Origin of the sequence: Stenotrophomonas sp. 2YAF26, from assembly GCF_052114625.1 — a bacterium.
GTDB lineage: Bacteria > Pseudomonadota > Gammaproteobacteria > Xanthomonadales > Xanthomonadaceae > Stenotrophomonas > Stenotrophomonas indicatrix.
The window spans coordinates 94,979-111,884 of record NZ_JBFRFC010000013.1 but is presented as its reverse complement, the minus strand read 5'-3'; the positions used below and the strand labels follow the sequence as shown (position 1 = coordinate 111,884).

Genomic DNA, 16,906 nt, shown 5'->3' with positions numbered 1-16,906 from the left:
GGGGCGGTGTCGGATTGCGGGGTGTCAGCCGCATGGATGCGGCTGCCAAGCCTACAAGGACGTACTTGCGGCGTCCCCGTAATCCGACACCGCCCCGCCACCCACGGATAGCCCGCTGTTGCTGTTGCTTCGGCTCCGGCCTCTGCAGGTGCAGGGCGCAGCCCTGCCGGCAAACCTCACCCCAGCGCGCGCGCCTTCAGTTCGCCCTGCTCATGCAGCGTCACGAAACGCCCCTTCTCATCCCGCCCAACCTGCGCCAGTGCCACCTGCGGGTCATGGGTGAAGAACAGATGCACGTTGCGCGCCAGCTTGTCTTCCAGGAACTGCCGCTTCTCGTCAATCAGCAGCTCGGCGTTGCGGTCATACCCCATGGTGATCGGCACGTGCACCCACGAGCGCCCGGGAATCAGATCGGCGCAGAACACCACGCCGCCATGTGTCCCTGTGCCTGCGCGGTCCTGTCCCACGATCTCGGCCAGCATCAACCCCGGCGTGTGTCCGTCGCTGTAGCTGAAACGCACGCTGTGGCCGAGCACCTTTGAATACTCGCCGTCCACCACTTCCAGGCGGCCACTGGCCTGCAGCAGGCCCGGCAGTTCCGGAATGAAGCTGGCGCGATCGCGCGGGTGCGGCTGCAGCGCACGCTGCCAATGCTGCGCACCGACCACGTACGTCGCATTGGGGAACAGCAGTTCCGGTTCACGACCTTCGCGCCACGCAGCCAGCAGGCCACCGGCATGGTCGAAATGCAGATGGCTGAGCACCACCACGTCGATGTCTTCGTGCTCGAAGCCGGCTTCGCGCAGTGAATCGATCAGCACATGCTGGCTTTCCTGCACGCCATAGCGCTCGCGCATGCGCGGCTCGAAGAACGCACCGATGCCGGTTTCGAACAGCACCGTCTTGCCTTCCAGCGGGCTCGCCAACAACGCACGGCAGGCCAGCTCGATGCGGTTGAGCTCATCCGGTGCTGCCCACTTTTCCCACAACGCGCGCGGTGCGTTGCCGAACATTGCACCGCCATCCAGACGCTGGGTATTACCGCGGATCGACCATAGTTTCATGACGCAATTATCGGTCGCCGCTCGTTAAATAATCGCTAGCCGGGAAATGAAAAACCCCGCCGTTGCGGGCGGGGTTCTCAGGTCTGCATCCGCCGGGCATGGCCCGGCGCTACCGCCGGATCAGGGAGCCGGCACGACCTGGGCGCTGCCGACCGGGTTGCGCGGATCGCTGCCGCCAAACAGCTTGTTGGCCTTGCGGTCCCACTCCACCGTCTGCAGGTTGCCCCACACGTGGCTGGAACCACGGCCACCGGCAGCGACCTCGCCCGGCAGGTCGATCTTGTGGCCCATCGCCTGCAGCTGCTTGATGGTGGCGGCGTCGAACGCATTGCTTTCGGCTTCGATCAGATCCGGCAGCCACTGGTGGTGGTAGCGCGGCAGCGCGGCAACCTGCTGCGCATCCAGGCCAGCGTCGTAGCCGAGGATGCCCAGCAGCACCATGGTGATGATGCGGCTGCCACCGGGCGTGCCCAGCACGATCACCTTGTCGTCGTTCTCCATGAACGTCGGCGTCATCGAGCTGAGCATGCGCTTGCCCGGCTTCGGCGCGTTGGCCGCGTAGCCCATCACGCCAAAGGCATTGGGCGTTCCCGGCTTCAGCGCGAAGTCGTCCATCTCATTGTTCAGCAGCACGCCAGTGCCCTTCGGAATCAGACCCGAGCCGTACAGCAGGTTGACGGTCTGGGTGGCGCCGACACGGTTGCCATCACGGTCGATGATCGAGAAATGGGTGGTCTCGTCATCCTCCAGCGGCGTCGGGTTGCCCGACAGCAGGTCGCTGGGAGTCGCCTTTTCCGGGTGGATGGTGGCACGCAGGCCCTGCGCGTAATCCTTGCTGGCCAGCACCTTCTGCGGGATCTGCACGAAATCCGGATCGCCGAGGAAGAAGGTGCGGTCACGGTAGGCACGGCGCATCGACTCGACCACCAGATGGGTGCGGTGCGCGGCATCCATCTGCTTGATGTCCCAGCCTTCCAGGATCTGCAGCATGCTGGCCAGGGCGATGCCACCAGAGGACGGCGGCGGCGCGGTGGTGATCTTCCAGCCGTTGTAGTTGAAGACGATCGGCGCGCGCTGCTTCACGCGGTAGCCGGCCAGTTCCTCGGCGGTCCACTTGCCACCGGCCTGCTTCACGCCGGCCAGCAGCAGCTTGCCGGTCTGGCCCTTGTAGAAGCCATCGAAGCCACCGGCTGCCAGGCGCTCCAGGGTCTGCGCCAGTTCCGGCTGCTTGAACAGGTCACCGGTGGCGATCGGCTTGCCATTGCGCAGGTAGACCTCGCGCGTACCGGGATAGCGCTCCATCACTTCACGGCGCGAGGCATAGCCTTTGGCCATGCGCTCATACACCGGGAAGCCGTCGCGGGCGATGCGGATCGCCGGCTGCAGCGAGGCCGCCAGCGGCAGCTTGCCGTGCTTGGCCGACAGTTCGACCAGCGCCGCCGGCAGGCCCGGAATGCCGGCCGACCACGGGCCGTTGACCGAGCGGTCGCGGTCCAGGTCACCCTTCTTGTCGAGGAACGCCTGTGGCGTGGCTGCGGCCGGCGCGGTCTCGCGCGCGTCCAGCATCACGTCCTTGCCGGTAGCCGCATCATGCAGCAGGAAGAAGCCGCCGCCACCGAGGCCGGAGCTGATCGGCTCGACCACTGCCAGGGTCGAAGACACCGCCACCGCCGCGTCGAAGGCGTTGCCGCCCTGGGCCAGGATGTCGACACCGGCCTGGGTGGCCAAGGCGTGACCGCTGGCGATGGCCGCGCCATCGGGGCGCTCGGCACGAACCGGGGCATCAGCCCAGGCGACGGAACTCAGCAGCAGGCCGAGCAGCAACAGGGGGCGGGCGAACGACTTCATTCGGATGGGGGCTCCGCATAGAGTTCGGGATGATCGTGCTGCAGTTGGCGCAACTTGGCCAGCAGCTCGATTTCGGTTTCGACGATGTCCGGATCGGTGTCGATGCATTCGACCGGGCAGACGACCACGCACTGCGGTTCGTCGAAATGGCCCACGCACTCGGTACAGCGGGCGGGGTCGATCACGTAGATGGTTTCACCCATCGTGATGGCCTGGTTCGGGCAGGCCGGCTCGCATACGTCGCAGTTGACGCAGAGCTCATTGATTTTCAGCGACATGGCGATACTCCACGCCCGCGCCTTGGGACAAGGACCGGCCTGCGCGGGCGCGCGGGCCGGTCAGGTCATCAGCGACGCCCATCGCAGGGCGCCGCCCGGGCCGTGCCGAAGCACGACCGCCTCGGCTCGGTCTTACTTGGCTTCGACGAAAATGTACTCGGCACCGGTCGGCTGGACCACGGCCTGCACGCGGGCGTTGTCGGCGGACTGGCCGATGAAGACGACGCGCACGCCCTTCATCGAATCCGGCGAGACGTCCTTGAACACGGTCTGGATCATGTCAGCCATCTTGCCCGAGGCCGACGAACCGAAGGCCAGCATGTTGCCCGGCTGCACGCCACGGGCCACGGCCTGGGTCGCGCTTTCGGTCTGGCGCTCGTACTTGGCCTGGAAGTCCGGATCCGATTCCGGCGACAGGTAGTACAGGAACGGGCTGTTGGTGATGTTGCCCATGTTCTGGATGGCCACTTCCTGCAGGTACTTCTTCCAGCCTGCGTCGTCTTCCTTGGCCGGGGCGACCAGCGCCTGCTTGGCTTCGTCGACCGGAGCGGCTTCTTCCTTCTTGCAGGCGGTGAAAGCCAGGGCAAACGAGGCGATCAGCATCGCGCGCATGGTGTTGTTCATGGGTTTCCTCCCGGAATGTTGCGTGTTGGTGTGCGTAATGGAATGCGTGGTGCTACAGGATCTACTGCTGGCCAGGGCTTACGACTGCGCCGACTTCGCTTCGCGGACCTTGCGCAGCGCCTCGAGCACGGCGGCCGGCACGAAGCCGGACACATCGCCACCCAGGCGTGCGATCTCGCGGACCAGCGAGGACGAGATGAAGCTGTGCTGCTCGGCGGGGGTCAGGAACAGGGTCTCGACCTCCGGAATCAGGTGGCGGTTCATGCTCGCCATCTGGAATTCGTACTCGAAGTCGGACACCGCGCGCAGCCCGCGCAGCAGCACACCGCCCTGCACCGAACGTACAAAATGGGCCAGCAGCGTATCGAAGCCGATGACCTCGACGTTGCTGTGGTGGCCCAGGGCGCCACGCGCCAGCTGTACGCGCTGCTCCAGCGGCAGTGCCGGTCCCTTCGAGGGGCTCTGCGCCACGCCCACCACGACCTTTTCAAACAGCGGCGCGGCCCGGCTCACCAGGTCGATATGACCATTGGTGATGGGGTCGAACGTGCCGGGATAGACGGCGATGCGGCGGTTGGCCACGGTCATGGGCGGTAGCAGATGTTCAGATGAGGTCAAAGTGTAGCAGCGGCGCGGCGGTACAGGGCAAAGCGCACCTCGCGGGTGCCGCCATCGCGGTGCAGCAGCCATTCCGGGGGCAGCGCCGGCACGTGGCTGGCCGGCGATTCCAGGTACAACCAGGCATCGGCGGCCAGGTGCCGCGGCAGCTGGGCCAGCACGTCCTGCCACAGGCCATCGGCGAACGGCGGGTCGATGAACACCAGATCCGCCTGCTGTGCCGGCGCGGCCTGCAGCCAGCGCAGCGCATCGGCCTGGGCGACCGTGACGCTGTCGCCTGCCTGCAGTTTGGCCACGGCAGCGGACAGATTGCGCGCCAGTTGCGCATCGCGCTCGACCAGGGTGGCGTGCGCGGCACCGCGCGAGACCGCCTCCAGCCCCAGCGCGCCGCTGCCGGCGAACAGGTCCAGCACGCGCGCCCCGCCCAGCTTGGGCATCAACCAGTTGAACAGGGTCTCACGCACGCGGTCGCTGCTGGGCCGCAGGCCCGGCAGGGTCGGAACCGGCAGCCGGGTATTGCGCCAGCGCCCACCGATGATGCGGACCTGGCCGTCATTCGCAGTACGGCCGCTCATCGGCGCCCCCGGCAGGAGGTATTCGAGAATTTCAGCATGAGCGGGATTGTAGTTCGGCCGGGCTGCGCCCGGCACCCGCAGAGGCCGAAGCAACGTCAAAAGCTGGCTTCCTGTGGGTTGGCGGGGTGGGTCAGGCTGTGGGGGACGCCGTAAACCCATCCATGGGGGCTTGGCCGCGGCATCCATGCCGCGGACACCCCCACAACCTGACCCACCCCGCCTTCGACAGTTTTCTGCGATCTGTCGGAACATCTCTTGGGATCAGATCCGTTTTCCGTAGGAAAATGGATCTGACCCTGGTTTGGATTTCGATATCTGGGAGATTTCATCCACGCATGGCGTGGATCTACTTCAGGTCGCGACGATCTGTCGAAGGCGGGGCACTGTGGGTTTGCGGGGTGTGAGCGGCATGGATGCCGCGACCAAGCCCCCATGGATGGGTTTACGGCGTCCCCGCAAACCCACAGTGCCCCGCCATCCCACGGAATGCCCGCTTTTGCTGTTGCTGTTGCTTTGGCCTCGGCGGGTGCCGGGCGCAGCCCGGCCGACCAACCCCTTGATTTCGGGACAATCACCCTTACCCCTTGGCGAGGCCGCACGCGCTTGCGCGGCACCGCACATGGAGCCCTACCCGATGACCGAGACGACCCAGACCGAAACCCTTGGCTTCCAGACCGAAGTCAAGCAGCTGCTGCAGCTGATGATCCACTCGCTGTACTCCAACAAGGAAATCTTCCTCCGCGAGCTGGTCTCCAATGCCGCCGACGCCGCCGACAAGCTGCGCTTCGAAGCCCTGACCCAGCCTGAGCTGCTGGAAGGCGACAGCGAACTGCGCGTGCGCGTCAGCTTCGATCCGGCCGCCCACACCATCACCATCGAAGACAACGGCATCGGCATGAGCCGCGCCGATGCCATCACCCACCTTGGCACCATCGCCAAGTCCGGCACCGGCGACTTCCTGCGCCAGCTGTCCGGCGACCAGAAGAAGGACTCGCAGCTGATCGGCCAGTTCGGCGTCGGCTTCTACAGCGCCTTCATCGTCGCCGACGAAGTGGAAGTCACTTCGCGCCGCGCCGGCCTGGCCGCCAATGAAGGCGTGCGCTGGACCTCGCGTGGCGAAGGCGATTTCGATGTCGCCACCATCGACAAGGCCGAGCGCGGCACCCGCATCGTCCTGCACCTGAAGGACGGCGAGCACGACTTCGCCGACGGCTGGCGCCTGCGCAGCATCCTCAAGAAGTACTCCGACCACATCGGCCTGCCGATCCAGATGCCCAAGGAAGGCGGCGAAGAAGGCGCCGCGATCGAGTGGGAAACCGTCAACCGCGCCAGCGCGCTGTGGACCCGCCCGCGCACCGAGATCAGCGATGCGGAGTACACCGAGTTCTACAAGCACGTCGCCCACGACCACAGCGACCCGCTGGCGTGGAGCCACAACAAGGTCGAAGGCAAGCTGGAGTACACCTCGCTGCTGTACGTGCCGGGCCGCGCGCCGTTCGACCTGTACCACCGTGATGCGCCCAAGGGCCTGAAGCTGTACGTGCAACGGGTGTTCGTGATGGACCAGGCCGAGCAGTTCCTGCCGCTGTACCTGCGTTTCATCAAGGGCGTGGTCGACTCCAACGATCTGTCGCTGAATGTCTCGCGTGAGATCCTGCAGTCCGGCCCGGTCATCGATTCGATGAAGGCCGCGCTGACCAAGCGTTCGCTGGACATGCTGGAGAAGCTGTCCAGCGACAAGCCCGAGCAGTACGCCACGTTCTGGAAGGAATTCGGCCAGGTGCTGAAGGAAGGCCCGGCCGAGGACTACAACAACCGTGAGAAGGTCGCCGGCCTGCTGCGCTTCGCTTCCACCCGTGGCGAGGCCGATGCGCAGACCGTCTCGTTGGCCGACTACATCGGCCGCATGGCCGAAGGCCAGGACAAGATCTATTACCTGACCGGCGAGAGCTACAGCCAGGTGCGCAACAGCCCGCACCTGGAAGTGTTCCGCAAGAAGGGCATCGAAGTCCTGCTGCTGACCGATCGCATCGACGAGTGGCTGATGGGCTATCTGACCGATTTCGACGGCAAGGGCTTCGTCGACATCGCCCGCGGCGACCTCGACCTGGGCGCGCTGGAGAGCGAAGCGGACAAGCAGGAGCAGGAAGCCGCAGCCAAGGACAAGCAGGGCCTGGTGGAGCGCCTGAAGAACGTGCTCGGCGATGACGTGGCCGAAGTGCGCGTGTCGCACCGCCTGACCGATTCGCCGGCGGTACTGGCCATCGGCGAACAGGACCTGGGCCTGCAGATGCGCCAGATCCTGGAAGCCAGCGGCCAGAAGGTGCCCGACAGCAAGCCGGTACTGGAGATCAACCCGGGTCATCCGCTGATCGCCAAGCTTGATGCCGAAGCCGATGGCGCACGTTTCGACGACCTGGGCCGGGTGCTGTTCGATCAGGCCGCGCTGGCAGCCGGCGACAGCCTGAAGGACCCGGGTGCCTACGTGGCCCGTCTGAACAAGCTGCTGCTGGAGCTGTCGGCCTGACCGATGCCGGGATCGCCCGGCCTGGTGGGTGCCAACCTCGGTTGGCACCGCCATTGCCCCGGTAGATGCCAACCTTGGTTGGCGCTGCTGTTGGCCTGGTAGATGCCTACCTCGGTTGGCGCTTGAAAAGCTGCCGAGCATGGCTCGACTCTACAAAAGCGTGCCAACCAAGGTTGGCACCTACCAGAGCAGCTCGGATCAGGCACGCACCAGAGCAGGTCGGATCAGGCCTGCCGATCCAGCAGCGAGCCCAGCATCTGGTCCTCGCGACGGATCACCGCCGCGTTGGCAGCGAAGGCCACCACCTCGGCCTTGGCAGCCAACAGGTCGCCCAGCGGTGCGGTCGGATCGGTGTCGCCATGGGACGTCACGCTGGTGTCCACCCCGCCCTGCGCTGCGACATCGCGCTGCAGTTGCAGTCGTGGCGCATCCGGGTTCGCCAGGTTGGCCACATTGTGTGCGGCCACCTGCACGCCCTGCTGGGCCGCACGCATCCCGCTGAGCGCAACACCTGTCACATCGTTCATCGGCGGTCTCCCAGGCCACCCAACGCAGCCCTCCGGACCGGTTAACGGCCGCGCAGCTGCGACCTTGAGTCCACGCCGGCCATACAGGCCCGGGTGGTAGCATATCCCTCTGATTTCAGCGCCTTTTGCCAATGCTCAGTTTTTTCCGCCGCAAGAAGCCCCAGGACGCCGCCACACCGGACGCGCCCAAGACCCAGCACTACTCGGCTGAAGAGCTGGCGGCGGCATTCCCGTCGGCCGCGCCACCCGAGCAGGCCCCGGCCGCACCGGTAGCCCCGCCGATGGTGGAAGCGCCTGTGCCAGCTGCCACACCCGAGGTCGTTGCGCCCGCAACGTCAACCGCGCCGGCCCCGCAAGCACCACTGCAGACGGCGCAGGAAACCCTACCCAAAGCCGCGCCCGCCCGCGTGCTGGCGCCGGAGAACTTCGAAGCCGAAGCGGCCGCCGCCGCCGCGGTAATCGCCCCGCTGGCCCCGGTCATCCCGGCGCAGGAACCAGCCGCCCCCGCCGCCGACCTGCCGGTACTGGTCGATGCCCCGGCTGCTCCGGCGGGCAAGCCCGGCTGGCGCGAGCGCCTGCGCAACAGTGCGTTCGCCCGTAGTTTCGGCGGCCTGTTCTCGCGCAACCCCAAGCTCGATGACGACCTGCTGGACGAGATCGAGACCGCGCTGCTGACCGCCGACGTTGGCGTTGCCGCCACCACCGACCTGATCGCCGACCTGCGCAAGCGCATGAAGGCGCGCGAGTTCATTGATGCCAATGCCCTGCTGGCGGCACTGCGTGCGGACCTGATCGCGATCCTGCAGCCGGTATCCAAGCCGCTGGTCATCGACCGCAACGCCAAGCCCTTCGTGGTGCTGACCGTGGGCGTCAACGGCGTCGGCAAGACCACCACCATCGGCAAGCTGGCCAAGCGTTTCAAGGACGAGGGCCACAGCCTGATGCTGGCCGCTGGCGACACTTTCCGCGCCGCCGCCGTCGCCCAGTTGCAGATCTGGGGCGAGCGCAACGGCGTGGCCGTGGTCGCGCAGGGGCAGAATGCCGATGCCGCCTCGGTGGCCTACGACGCACTGCAGGCCGGCAAGGCCCGCGGCACGTCGGTATTGATCGCCGATACCGCAGGCCGCCTGCACACCCAGTCCGGACTGATGAACGAGCTGGGCAAGATCCGCCGCGTGCTCGGCAAGATCGACGAGAACGCGCCGCACGAAGTACTGATGGTGATCGACGGCACGACCGGTCAGAACGCGCTTTCGCAGCTGCGCCAGTTCAATGCTGCGGTCAAGGTGACCGGCCTGGTGGTGACCAAGCTGGACGGTACCGCCAAGGGCGGCGTGGTGTTCGCGCTGGCCCGTGAGTTCGGCATTCCGATCCGTTTCGCTGGCATCGGCGAGCGCCCGGAGGACCTGCGCGTGTTCGATCCGGAAGCCTTCGTCGACGCCCTGTTGCCCGAAGCGCTGGGCACTGCCTGACGCGCCCGCATCCACGCATGGCGTGGCTCTACTGCAACCCGGTAGAGCCACCCCATGGGTGGCTGCCCCCTGGAGTACCGATGCCCCGCCAGCCGAACGCCAGCGCCACGTCCGACCCTGAGCACGGCTTCGTTGCCCGCCTGCTGCACTGGTTCGACGGCCACGGCCGCCACGACCTGCCCTGGCAGCATCCGCGCAGCCCGTACCGGGTGTGGTTGTCGGAGATCATGCTGCAGCAGACCCAGGTGGCCACGGTCATTCCGTACTTCCACCGTTTCCTGCAGCACTTCCCCACCCTGCCCGAACTTGCCGCCGCCAGCAACGACGCGGTGATGGCGCAGTGGGCCGGCTTGGGCTACTACGCCCGTGCACGCAATCTGCACGCCGCCGCCAAGCGCTGCGTGGCCGAGCACGGCGGCGACCTGCCGCGTGATTTCGATGCCCTGCACGACCTGCCCGGCATCGGCCGCAGCACCGCCGGCGCGATCCTCAGCCAGGCCTGGAACGACCCGTTCGCGATCCTCGATGGCAACGTCAAGCGCGTGCTCAGCCGCTATCACGGCGTCGAAGGCTTCCCTGGCCTGCCCGCCATCGAAAAGCAGCTGTGGGCCATCGCCGAAGCGCAGGTCGCCCAGGTGCCGGCTGGACGCATGGCCGACTACACCCAGGCGCAGATGGACCTCGGTGCCACGGTCTGCAGCCGGTCCAGACCGGCCTGCGTGATCTGTCCGCTGCAGGCCGATTGCGTGGCACGTCGCGAAGGCCGCACCGCCGAGCTGCCAACCGCAAAGCCAGGCAAGACGCTGCCCGAACGCGAGGCGGTGGCTTTGCTGCTGCGCGACAAGCAGCAGCGCGTACTGCTGCAGAAGCGGCCGGACACCGGCATCTGGGCACAGTTGTGGACGCTTCCGCAGGCCGATGCTGGCAGCGAGCTGCAGGACTGGTTCGACGTCCACGTCGATGGTTCGCTGGAAGATGCCGAGGAACTGCCAGTGCTGCAGCACACCTTCAGCCACTACAAACTGCACCTGCAGGTATTGTCACGGCAGGTGCACGGCCTGCGCGTGGAAGAACCCACGCTGCGCTGGGTTGGCGCCGCCGAACTGCCTGCACTGGGCTTGCCTGCCCCCATCCGCAAACTGCTTGAGGGCGCGCCCATCAAGAACCCGAAGCGAACCTCCGCAAAATCCCGCAACCACGAGTGAGTGCCATGCCCCGAACCGTCTTCTGCCAGTACGAACAACGCGATGCCGAGGGCCTGGACTTCGTGCCTTACCCGGGCGAACTGGGCCAGCGTGTGTTCAACCACATCGGCAAGCCGGCGTGGACCGCATGGCTGGCACACCAGACCATGCTGATCAACGAGAACCGCCACCCCGATGTACAAGGTTGCCGGCCAGCGGCCGGCACTACCGCATCACTTCGCGGGCGACGTGGACTCTTCGCGCTCCTGCACCTGCGCCTGGCGCATTTCCTTTTCCTCCGCCCGCAGCGACTTCACGTCCAGCTTGCGGATGGTCTTGATGAAGCACGGCATGCGCGGGCCAGCGGTCGGGTCACGTACCAGCACCTTGTCGAACGGCGCCGAGACACGGCCCATGTGGCTGGTCAGGCCGATCGCTGGCGCGTAGGACAGATCCGGGCACGGCCCGCTCAGCTCCAGCAGGTAGGCCTCGCTGGGCTTGGTCCAGACCGCCAGCGCACTGTCGCCCAGTTCGGTCCAGCCGTTTAGGCTGCCGAAGAACTGCATGTCCTTCTGCGGTGCGCCGGCGTGGGCACGATACAGCTCCAGCTTCTCGGCACTGCCCAGGCGGCCGGTGGTGGCACAGCCAGCCAGGGCCAGGCACAGCCCGGCGATCAACAGTGGGGTCTTCATGGCCATCTCCACAGGGGAACTGTGCCGATCATGCACCCGCCGGGGTGGTGCCGGCGCGACGGCCGGCAGCCTGGTTCAGGCCCTGCATCGAATCCGGTAGTCGCCAACCTTGGTTGGCGCTCGGCCGGCCGCTCAGACGTCGGCGTGGGCCAGCGCGTGCAGGCGCCCTTCGCGCAGCTCCAGCACCCGGTCCAGACGCCGGGCCAGGCTGCGGTCATGGGTCACCAGCACCAGGCTGGTATGCCGCGCACGGTTGAGCTCCAGCATCAGCTCGAACACCGTCGCAGCGGTGCGGTCATCCAGGTTGCCGGTCGGCTCGTCGCCCAGCACGCAGGCGGGGTGATTGACCAATGCACGCGCCACCGCGGCGCGCTGGCGTTCACCGCCGGACAGTTCGCCGGGCTTGTGGTCCAGGCGATGGCCCAGGCCGACCGATTCCAGCAGCGCAGTCGCACGCGTACTGGCCTCGGCCACCGCGGTACCGGCCAGCATCACCGGCATCATCACGTTTTCCAGCGCGGTGAATTCCGGCAGCAGGTGGTGGAACTGGTAGACGAAACCCAGCGCCTGGTTGCGCAACAGGCCGCGCGAGGTGTCCGACAGCGCCGACATGCGCTGGCCGGTGACATACACCTCGCCCGCAGTCGGCGTGTCCAGCCCGCCCAGCAGGTGCAGCAGCGTGCTCTTGCCGGCACCGGAGGCACCGATGATCGCAACCGTCTCACCTGCAGTCACCGTCAGGTCCAGCCCGTCGAACACCGGTGTCTGCATGCGCCCTTCGGCGTAGGTCTTGCCCAGCCCTTCGGCACGGATCACTTCATCGCCGCGGTTGAAGACCTTATTCATAGCGCAGGGCCTCCGCCGGCTGGGTGCGTGCTGCCCGCCAGGCGGGATACAAAGTGGCCAGGAAGCTCATCAGCAGCGCGACCAGGGTGATCACCACGATGTCGCTGGTCTGCATGTCGGTCGGCAGGCCGGTGATGTAGTACACGTCCTCCGGCAGCAGCTTGACGTTGAACACCGATTCGATGGCGCCGAGGATGCGCTCCAGGTTCAAGGTCAGGGTGATGCCGCCGATCAGGCCTGCAAGGGTGCCAAAGATGCCGATCAGCGAGCCCTGCACCATGAACACCTGCATCACTCCGCCCGGGGTCAGGCCGAGGGTGCGCAGGATCGCGATGTCGGCCTGCTTGTCGGTCACCAGCATCACCTGCGAGGACACCAGGTTGAAGGCGCCCATGGCGATGATCAGCGAGAGCAGGATGCCCATCACCACTTTTTCCATGCGCAGCGAGTGGTACAGGTTGGCGTTCTGCTGGGTCCAGTCGCTGACCCGATAGGCACCGCCGAGGTTCTGCGCCAGGTCCACGCCCACCTCCAGCGAGCGGTCCATGTCATGCAGTTTCAGGCGCACGCCGGTGGCGCCATCGGAACGCAGTACGCGCTCCAGGTCTTTCATGTTGGCAAAACCCACACCGCGATCGACCTCGTTGTAACCGGCCTCGAAGATGCCGCTGACGGTGAAGCGCTTCATCCGCGGCACCGCGCCGGCTGGCGTGCCCTGCACTTCCGCGAAGGTCACCAGCACCTGGTCACCGACGTCCACGCCCAGCCAGACGGCCAGTTCCTTGCCCAGCAACAGGTTGAAGCTGCCCGGGGTCAGGCTGCCGTAGCTGCCCTTGGTGACCTTCTTGTCGATCACCGACACCTTCGGTTCCAGCGCCGGATCGATGCCCTGGATGATCGCACCCTGCACGCGCGGGCCGCTGATCATCGACTGGATCTCGATATACGGCGCAGCACCGGCCACGCGCGGATCCTTGCTGGCCACATCGACCACGCGCATCCAGTCCGGCATCGGCTCGCCGTCCCGGCTGATGGTGGTGTGCGCAGTCATCTGCAGCAGGCGGCTGCGGATTTCCTTCTGGAAACCGCTCATGACCGCCAATGTGGTGATCAGCACCGTCACCCCGAGCGCGATGCCCAGGATCGATGCCATCGAAATGAAGGAGATGAAGCCGTTGCGGCGCTTGGCGCGCAGGTAGCGCAGGCCAATGGCCACGGGAATGGGTTTGAACATGCAGGCACGCCAGTCGATTCAGCCTATGGTGCCACCGACCGGGGCTGACGGGAAACGGCGCGTGCGGATACGGCCAGTCGCAGTTCACGTCGTTGCCCGCGATCCAGCACATCCGGCCAGAACAACAGGCGTCGCCGGCGCCAGCCTTCGCGCCACTGCAGCAGCAGCCAGGGCCCGCGCACCACCAGTCGCGGCTCGGGAATGTCGTGGCCGTCCACGCGCAGCGGCTCGGGCGCGGGCGGCAGCTGCAGCAGCACGCGGGGCCGCCGCAGGCGCCAGGCCAGTTCGGCCAGGCCAAGCACCCAGACCCCGATCAGCGCGGGAACCAGATGGGCAGGGGGCAGATCCGAAGCGCGCAGCAGCCACGGCGCGGCCAACAGTACCGCCAACTGAGCGCCGGCCTGCAGCCGCGACGGGCGCCACTCAAGGCTTGAGGGCGAGGATCTTGTGCATGAGGGGGACGGCGTGCGCATGTGGACAGGCCTCGTAGCCCATGAACCAACGCCACAACTTATCGTCCTCGCAATCGAGCAGGAACAGGAAAACCTCGCGCTCTTCGGTCGGTGCACTGCTCCATTCGCGGTCCAGGTAGCGACCGAACAACTGGTCCAGTTCGCGCATGCCGCGCCGGCAACGCCAGCGCAGCTTCTTCAGCAGAACATCTTCTTCCATCGTGTCTCTCCAGATACAGCAAAGCCACGCATGGCGTGGCTCTGCTGGGGTCATGCAACTACCCGGCACCGTATCAGGCGCGGCGTTCCATCATCAGCTTCTTGATCTCGGCGATCGCCAGCGCCGGGTTCAGTCCCTTCGGGCAGGTCCGGGCGCAGTTCATGATGGTGTGGCAGCGGTACAGCTTGAACGGATCTTCCAGATCGTCCAGGCGCGCACCGGTGTCCTCATCGCGCGAATCGATGATCCAGCGGTAGGCCTGCAGCAGGATCGCCGGGCCCAGGTAACGCTCGCCGTTCCACCAGTAGCTCGGGCAGCTGGTCGAGCAGCACGCGCACAGGATGCACTCGTACAGACCGTCCAGCTTCTTGCGGTCTTCCGGCGACTGCAGGCGCTCACGGTCCGGCGGTGCCGGGGTCTGGGTGCGGATCCACGGCTTGATCGAGGCGTACTGCGCATAGAAGTGGGTCAGGTCCGGAACCAGATCCTTGACCACGTTCATGTGCGGCAGCGGGTAGATCGGCACTTCCTTCTTGCCGCAGTCCGAGATGGCTCGGGTGCAGGCCAGGGTGTTGGTGCCGTCGATGTTCATCGCGCACGAACCGCAGATGCCTTCGCGGCACGAGCGGCGGAAGGTCAGGGTCGGGTCGATCTCGTTCTTGATCTTGATCAGCGCGTCCAGGACCATCGGGCCGCAGGCGTCCAGATCGACGTCATAGGTGTCGGTGCGCGGATTGCTGTCGTCGTCCGGACTCCAGCGGTAGATCTTGAAGGTGCGCACGTTCTTGCCGCCGGTCTTGGCGGGGAAGTGCTTGCCCTTCGTGATCTTGGAATTCTTGGGGAGTGAAAACTCGGCCATGGCTGCTCTCGTTGGCTCAGGCGGCCCGCGCCCGAGGGCGCGGATTGCATGTTAGGCGGGGTCGGATCAGTACACGCGCGGCTTCGGAGGCACCACGGACACGTCATCAGTCAACGTGTACATGTGCACCGGACGGTAGTCGAAGCTGCACTTGCCCTTCTCGTCCACGCTGACCAGGGTGTGCTTCTGCCAATTGACGTCGTCGCGGTCCGGGAAGTCCTCGTGCGCGTGTGCGCCGCGGCTTTCCTTGCGCTGCTCGGCCGAGTTGATCGTCGCCACCGCGTTCAGCAGCAGGTTGTTCAGCTCGTAGGTCTCGATCAGGTCCGAGTTCCACACCAGCGAACGGTCGGAGACCTTCACGTCCTGGAACGAGTCGAAGATCTTGTCCATCTTCTCGCAGCCTTCCTTCAGCGTCTGGCTGGTACGGAAGACCGCCGCGTCGGCCTGCATGGTGCGCTGCATGCGATCGCGGATGACCGAAGTCGGGGTATCGCCGTTGGCGTGACGCAGCTTGTCCAGCAGGCCCAGCGCCTTGTCGCAGGCGTCGGCCGGCAGGGTCTTGTGCGCCGCGCCCGGGGTGATCGTCGCCGCGCAACGATTGGCCACTGCACGCCCGAACACCACCAGGTCCAGCAGCGAGTTCGAACCCAGGCGGTTGGCACCGTGCACCGAAACGCAGGCCGCTTCGCCGATGGCGTACAGGCCCGGCACGACTGCATCGGGGTTCTCGCCGTCCTTGCGCACCACTTCACCGTGGTAGTTGGTCGGGATGCCGCCCATGTTGTAGTGCACGGTGGGAATCACCGGGATCGGCTGCTTGTGCACGTCGACGCCGGCGAAGATGCGCGCGCTCTCGGCGATGCCCGGCAGCTTGTCGTCGATCACGCCCGGGCCGAGGTGGGTCAGGTCGAGCAGGATGTGGTCCTTGTGCTCGCCCACGCCACGGCCTTCGCGGATCTCGATGGTCATCGAACGGCTGACAACGTCGCGCGAGGCCAGGTCCTTGTAGTGCGGTGCGTAACGCTCCATGAAGCGCTCGCCGCTGCTGTTGCGCAGGATGCCGCCTTCACCGCGGACACCCTCGGTGATCAGGCAGCCGGCGCCGTAGATGCCGGTCGGATGGAACTGCACGAACTCCATGTCCTGCATGGCGATGCCGGCGCGCATGGCCAGGCCGCCACCGTCGCCGGTGCAGGTGTGCGCCGAGGTGGCGCTGAAGTAGGCGCGGCCGTAGCCGCCGGTGGCCAGCACCACGCCCTGGGCGCGGAACAGGTGCAGCGTGCCGTCGGACATGTCCAACGCCAGCACACCACGGCAGGCACCTTCGTCATCGAAGATCAGGTCGAGCGCGAAGTACTCGATCATGAAGCGCGCGTCGTGCTTCAGCGACTGCTGGTACAGCGTGTGCAGCATCGCGTGGCCGGTACGGTCGGCCGCCGCGCAGGTACGCTGCGCCGCCGGGCCTTCGCCGTACTGGGTGGTCATGCCACCGAACGGACGCTGGTAGATCTTGCCTTCGGCGGTGCGGCTGAACGGCACGCCGTAGTGCTCGAGCTCGATGATCGCCGGAATCGCTTCACGGCACATGTACTCGATGGCGTCCTGGTCGCCCAGCCAGTCCGAACCCTTGATGGTGTCGAAGAAGTGGTAACGCCAGTCGTCCTCGCCCATGTTGCCGAGCGCGGCGGAGATACCACCCTGGGCGGCAACCGTGTGCGAACGGGTCGGGAAGACCTTGGTCAGGCACACGGTCTGCAGGCCCTTGGCGGCCAGGCCGAACGTGGCACGCAGGCCGGCGCCGCCGGCGCCCACCACGACCATGTCGTACTTGTGTTCGGTAATCTTGTAAGCGGACATCTAGTCTGGATTCCTGTCTTGGCGCCTGG

17 protein-coding genes and 1 pseudogene are annotated in these 16,906 nt (G+C 66.2%); 4 read left to right on the top strand and 14 right to left on the bottom strand.

From position 1 onward, the window contains the following. Positions 1-176 precede the first annotated feature (176 nt). The 6 genes from AB4Y98_RS14725 to rsmD all read right to left on the bottom strand — a co-directional run bounded on the left by AB4Y98_RS14725 (position 177) and on the right by rsmD (position 5,007). Positions 177-1,064, bottom strand: coding sequence for an MBL fold metallo-hydrolase (locus AB4Y98_RS14725; RefSeq protein WP_223494827.1), 888 nt, complete (start codon positions 1,062-1,064; stop codon positions 177-179). Positions 1,065-1,184: 120 nt separating this feature from the next. Beyond that, positions 1,185-2,912, bottom strand: coding sequence for a gamma-glutamyltransferase (gene ggt / locus AB4Y98_RS14720; protein WP_442244600.1), 1,728 nt, complete (start codon positions 2,910-2,912; stop codon positions 1,185-1,187). After that, the gene (locus tag AB4Y98_RS14715; RefSeq protein ID WP_442244599.1) at positions 2,909-3,190 is read right to left on the bottom strand and encodes a YfhL family 4Fe-4S dicluster ferredoxin; all 282 of its coding nucleotides are present in this window, start codon (positions 3,188-3,190) and stop codon (positions 2,909-2,911) included. The genes ggt and AB4Y98_RS14715 overlap by 4 nt, the downstream gene beginning before the upstream one ends. A 132-nt stretch (positions 3,191-3,322) precedes the next feature. Next, positions 3,323-3,814 (bottom strand): hypothetical protein, encoded by a 492-nt coding sequence (locus AB4Y98_RS14710; RefSeq protein WP_025878827.1) that lies wholly within the window; start codon positions 3,812-3,814, stop codon positions 3,323-3,325. Between the two features lie 78 nt (positions 3,815-3,892). After that, complete coding sequence (gene coaD / locus AB4Y98_RS14705) at positions 3,893-4,402, bottom strand: pantetheine-phosphate adenylyltransferase (protein WP_008267036.1); 510 nt, start codon at positions 4,400-4,402, stop codon at positions 3,893-3,895. Positions 4,403-4,428: 26 nt separating this feature from the next. Next, the gene (rsmD, locus tag AB4Y98_RS14700) at positions 4,429-5,007 is read right to left on the bottom strand and encodes a 16S rRNA (guanine(966)-N(2))-methyltransferase RsmD (protein ID WP_394198745.1); all 579 of its coding nucleotides are present in this window, start codon (positions 5,005-5,007) and stop codon (positions 4,429-4,431) included. Positions 5,008-5,641: 634 nt separating this feature from the next. Between rsmD and htpG the strand changes: the two genes are divergently transcribed. Then, the gene (gene htpG, locus AB4Y98_RS14695) at positions 5,642-7,534 is read left to right on the top strand and encodes a molecular chaperone HtpG (RefSeq protein ID WP_032977853.1); all 1,893 of its coding nucleotides are present in this window, start codon (positions 5,642-5,644) and stop codon (positions 7,532-7,534) included. Between the two features lie 224 nt (positions 7,535-7,758). Here the strand turns inward: htpG and AB4Y98_RS14690 are convergent, their stop codons facing one another. Then, positions 7,759-8,061 carry a hypothetical protein gene (locus AB4Y98_RS14690; protein ID WP_312787956.1) on the bottom strand — a complete coding sequence of 101 codons (303 nt, stop codon included), beginning with the start codon at positions 8,059-8,061 and terminating at the stop codon, positions 7,759-7,761. A gap of 131 nt (positions 8,062-8,192) precedes the next feature. On the opposite strand from AB4Y98_RS14690, the gene ftsY reads away from it, so the two are divergent. From ftsY to AB4Y98_RS14675, 3 genes and pseudogenes are all read left to right on the top strand, one after another. Beyond that, on the top strand, positions 8,193-9,533 hold the full coding sequence (gene ftsY / locus AB4Y98_RS14685; RefSeq protein WP_394198748.1) for a signal recognition particle-docking protein FtsY: 1,341 nt from the start codon (positions 8,193-8,195) through the stop codon (positions 9,531-9,533). Positions 9,534-9,613: 80 nt separating this feature from the next. Beyond that, complete coding sequence (mutY, locus tag AB4Y98_RS14680) at positions 9,614-10,738, top strand: A/G-specific adenine glycosylase (RefSeq protein WP_312111084.1); 1,125 nt, start codon at positions 9,614-9,616, stop codon at positions 10,736-10,738. A 5-nt stretch (positions 10,739-10,743) separates the two neighbouring features. Next, a pseudogene (locus AB4Y98_RS14675) lies at positions 10,744-10,905 on the top strand (oxidative damage protection protein); the annotation flags it as partial. A gap of 45 nt (positions 10,906-10,950) precedes the next feature. Here the strand turns inward: AB4Y98_RS14675 and AB4Y98_RS14670 are convergent. From AB4Y98_RS14670 to sdhA, 7 genes are all read right to left on the bottom strand, one after another. Continuing rightward, a complete protein-coding gene (locus tag AB4Y98_RS14670) occupies positions 10,951-11,409 on the bottom strand; it encodes a DUF6491 family protein (protein ID WP_223494819.1) in 459 nt (152 codons plus the stop codon). 132 nt (positions 11,410-11,541) lie between these two features. Next, positions 11,542-12,255: a lipoprotein-releasing ABC transporter ATP-binding protein LolD gene (gene lolD / locus AB4Y98_RS14665; RefSeq protein WP_032977862.1), complete on the bottom strand. Its 714-nt coding sequence runs from the start codon at positions 12,253-12,255 to the stop codon at positions 11,542-11,544. Next, complete coding sequence (locus AB4Y98_RS14660) at positions 12,248-13,489, bottom strand: lipoprotein-releasing ABC transporter permease subunit (RefSeq protein ID WP_093819978.1); 1,242 nt, start codon at positions 13,487-13,489, stop codon at positions 12,248-12,250. The genes lolD and AB4Y98_RS14660 overlap by 8 nt, the downstream gene beginning before the upstream one ends. A 23-nt stretch (positions 13,490-13,512) precedes the next feature. Next, positions 13,513-13,962, bottom strand: a complete 450-nt coding sequence (locus tag AB4Y98_RS14655) for a hypothetical protein (RefSeq protein WP_363731233.1) — start codon at positions 13,960-13,962, stop codon at positions 13,513-13,515. Beyond that, positions 13,913-14,161, bottom strand: a complete 249-nt coding sequence (locus AB4Y98_RS14650) for an FAD assembly factor SdhE (protein WP_089240366.1) — start codon at positions 14,159-14,161, stop codon at positions 13,913-13,915. The genes AB4Y98_RS14655 and AB4Y98_RS14650 overlap by 50 nt, the downstream gene beginning before the upstream one ends. A gap of 73 nt (positions 14,162-14,234) precedes the next feature. Next, complete coding sequence (locus tag AB4Y98_RS14645; RefSeq protein WP_025878815.1) at positions 14,235-15,020, bottom strand: succinate dehydrogenase iron-sulfur subunit; 786 nt, start codon at positions 15,018-15,020, stop codon at positions 14,235-14,237. Between the two features lie 66 nt (positions 15,021-15,086). Continuing rightward, positions 15,087-16,877, bottom strand: coding sequence for a succinate dehydrogenase flavoprotein subunit (gene sdhA, locus AB4Y98_RS14640; protein ID WP_025878814.1), 1,791 nt, complete (start codon positions 16,875-16,877; stop codon positions 15,087-15,089). Between the last annotated feature and the right edge of the window lie 29 nt (positions 16,878-16,906).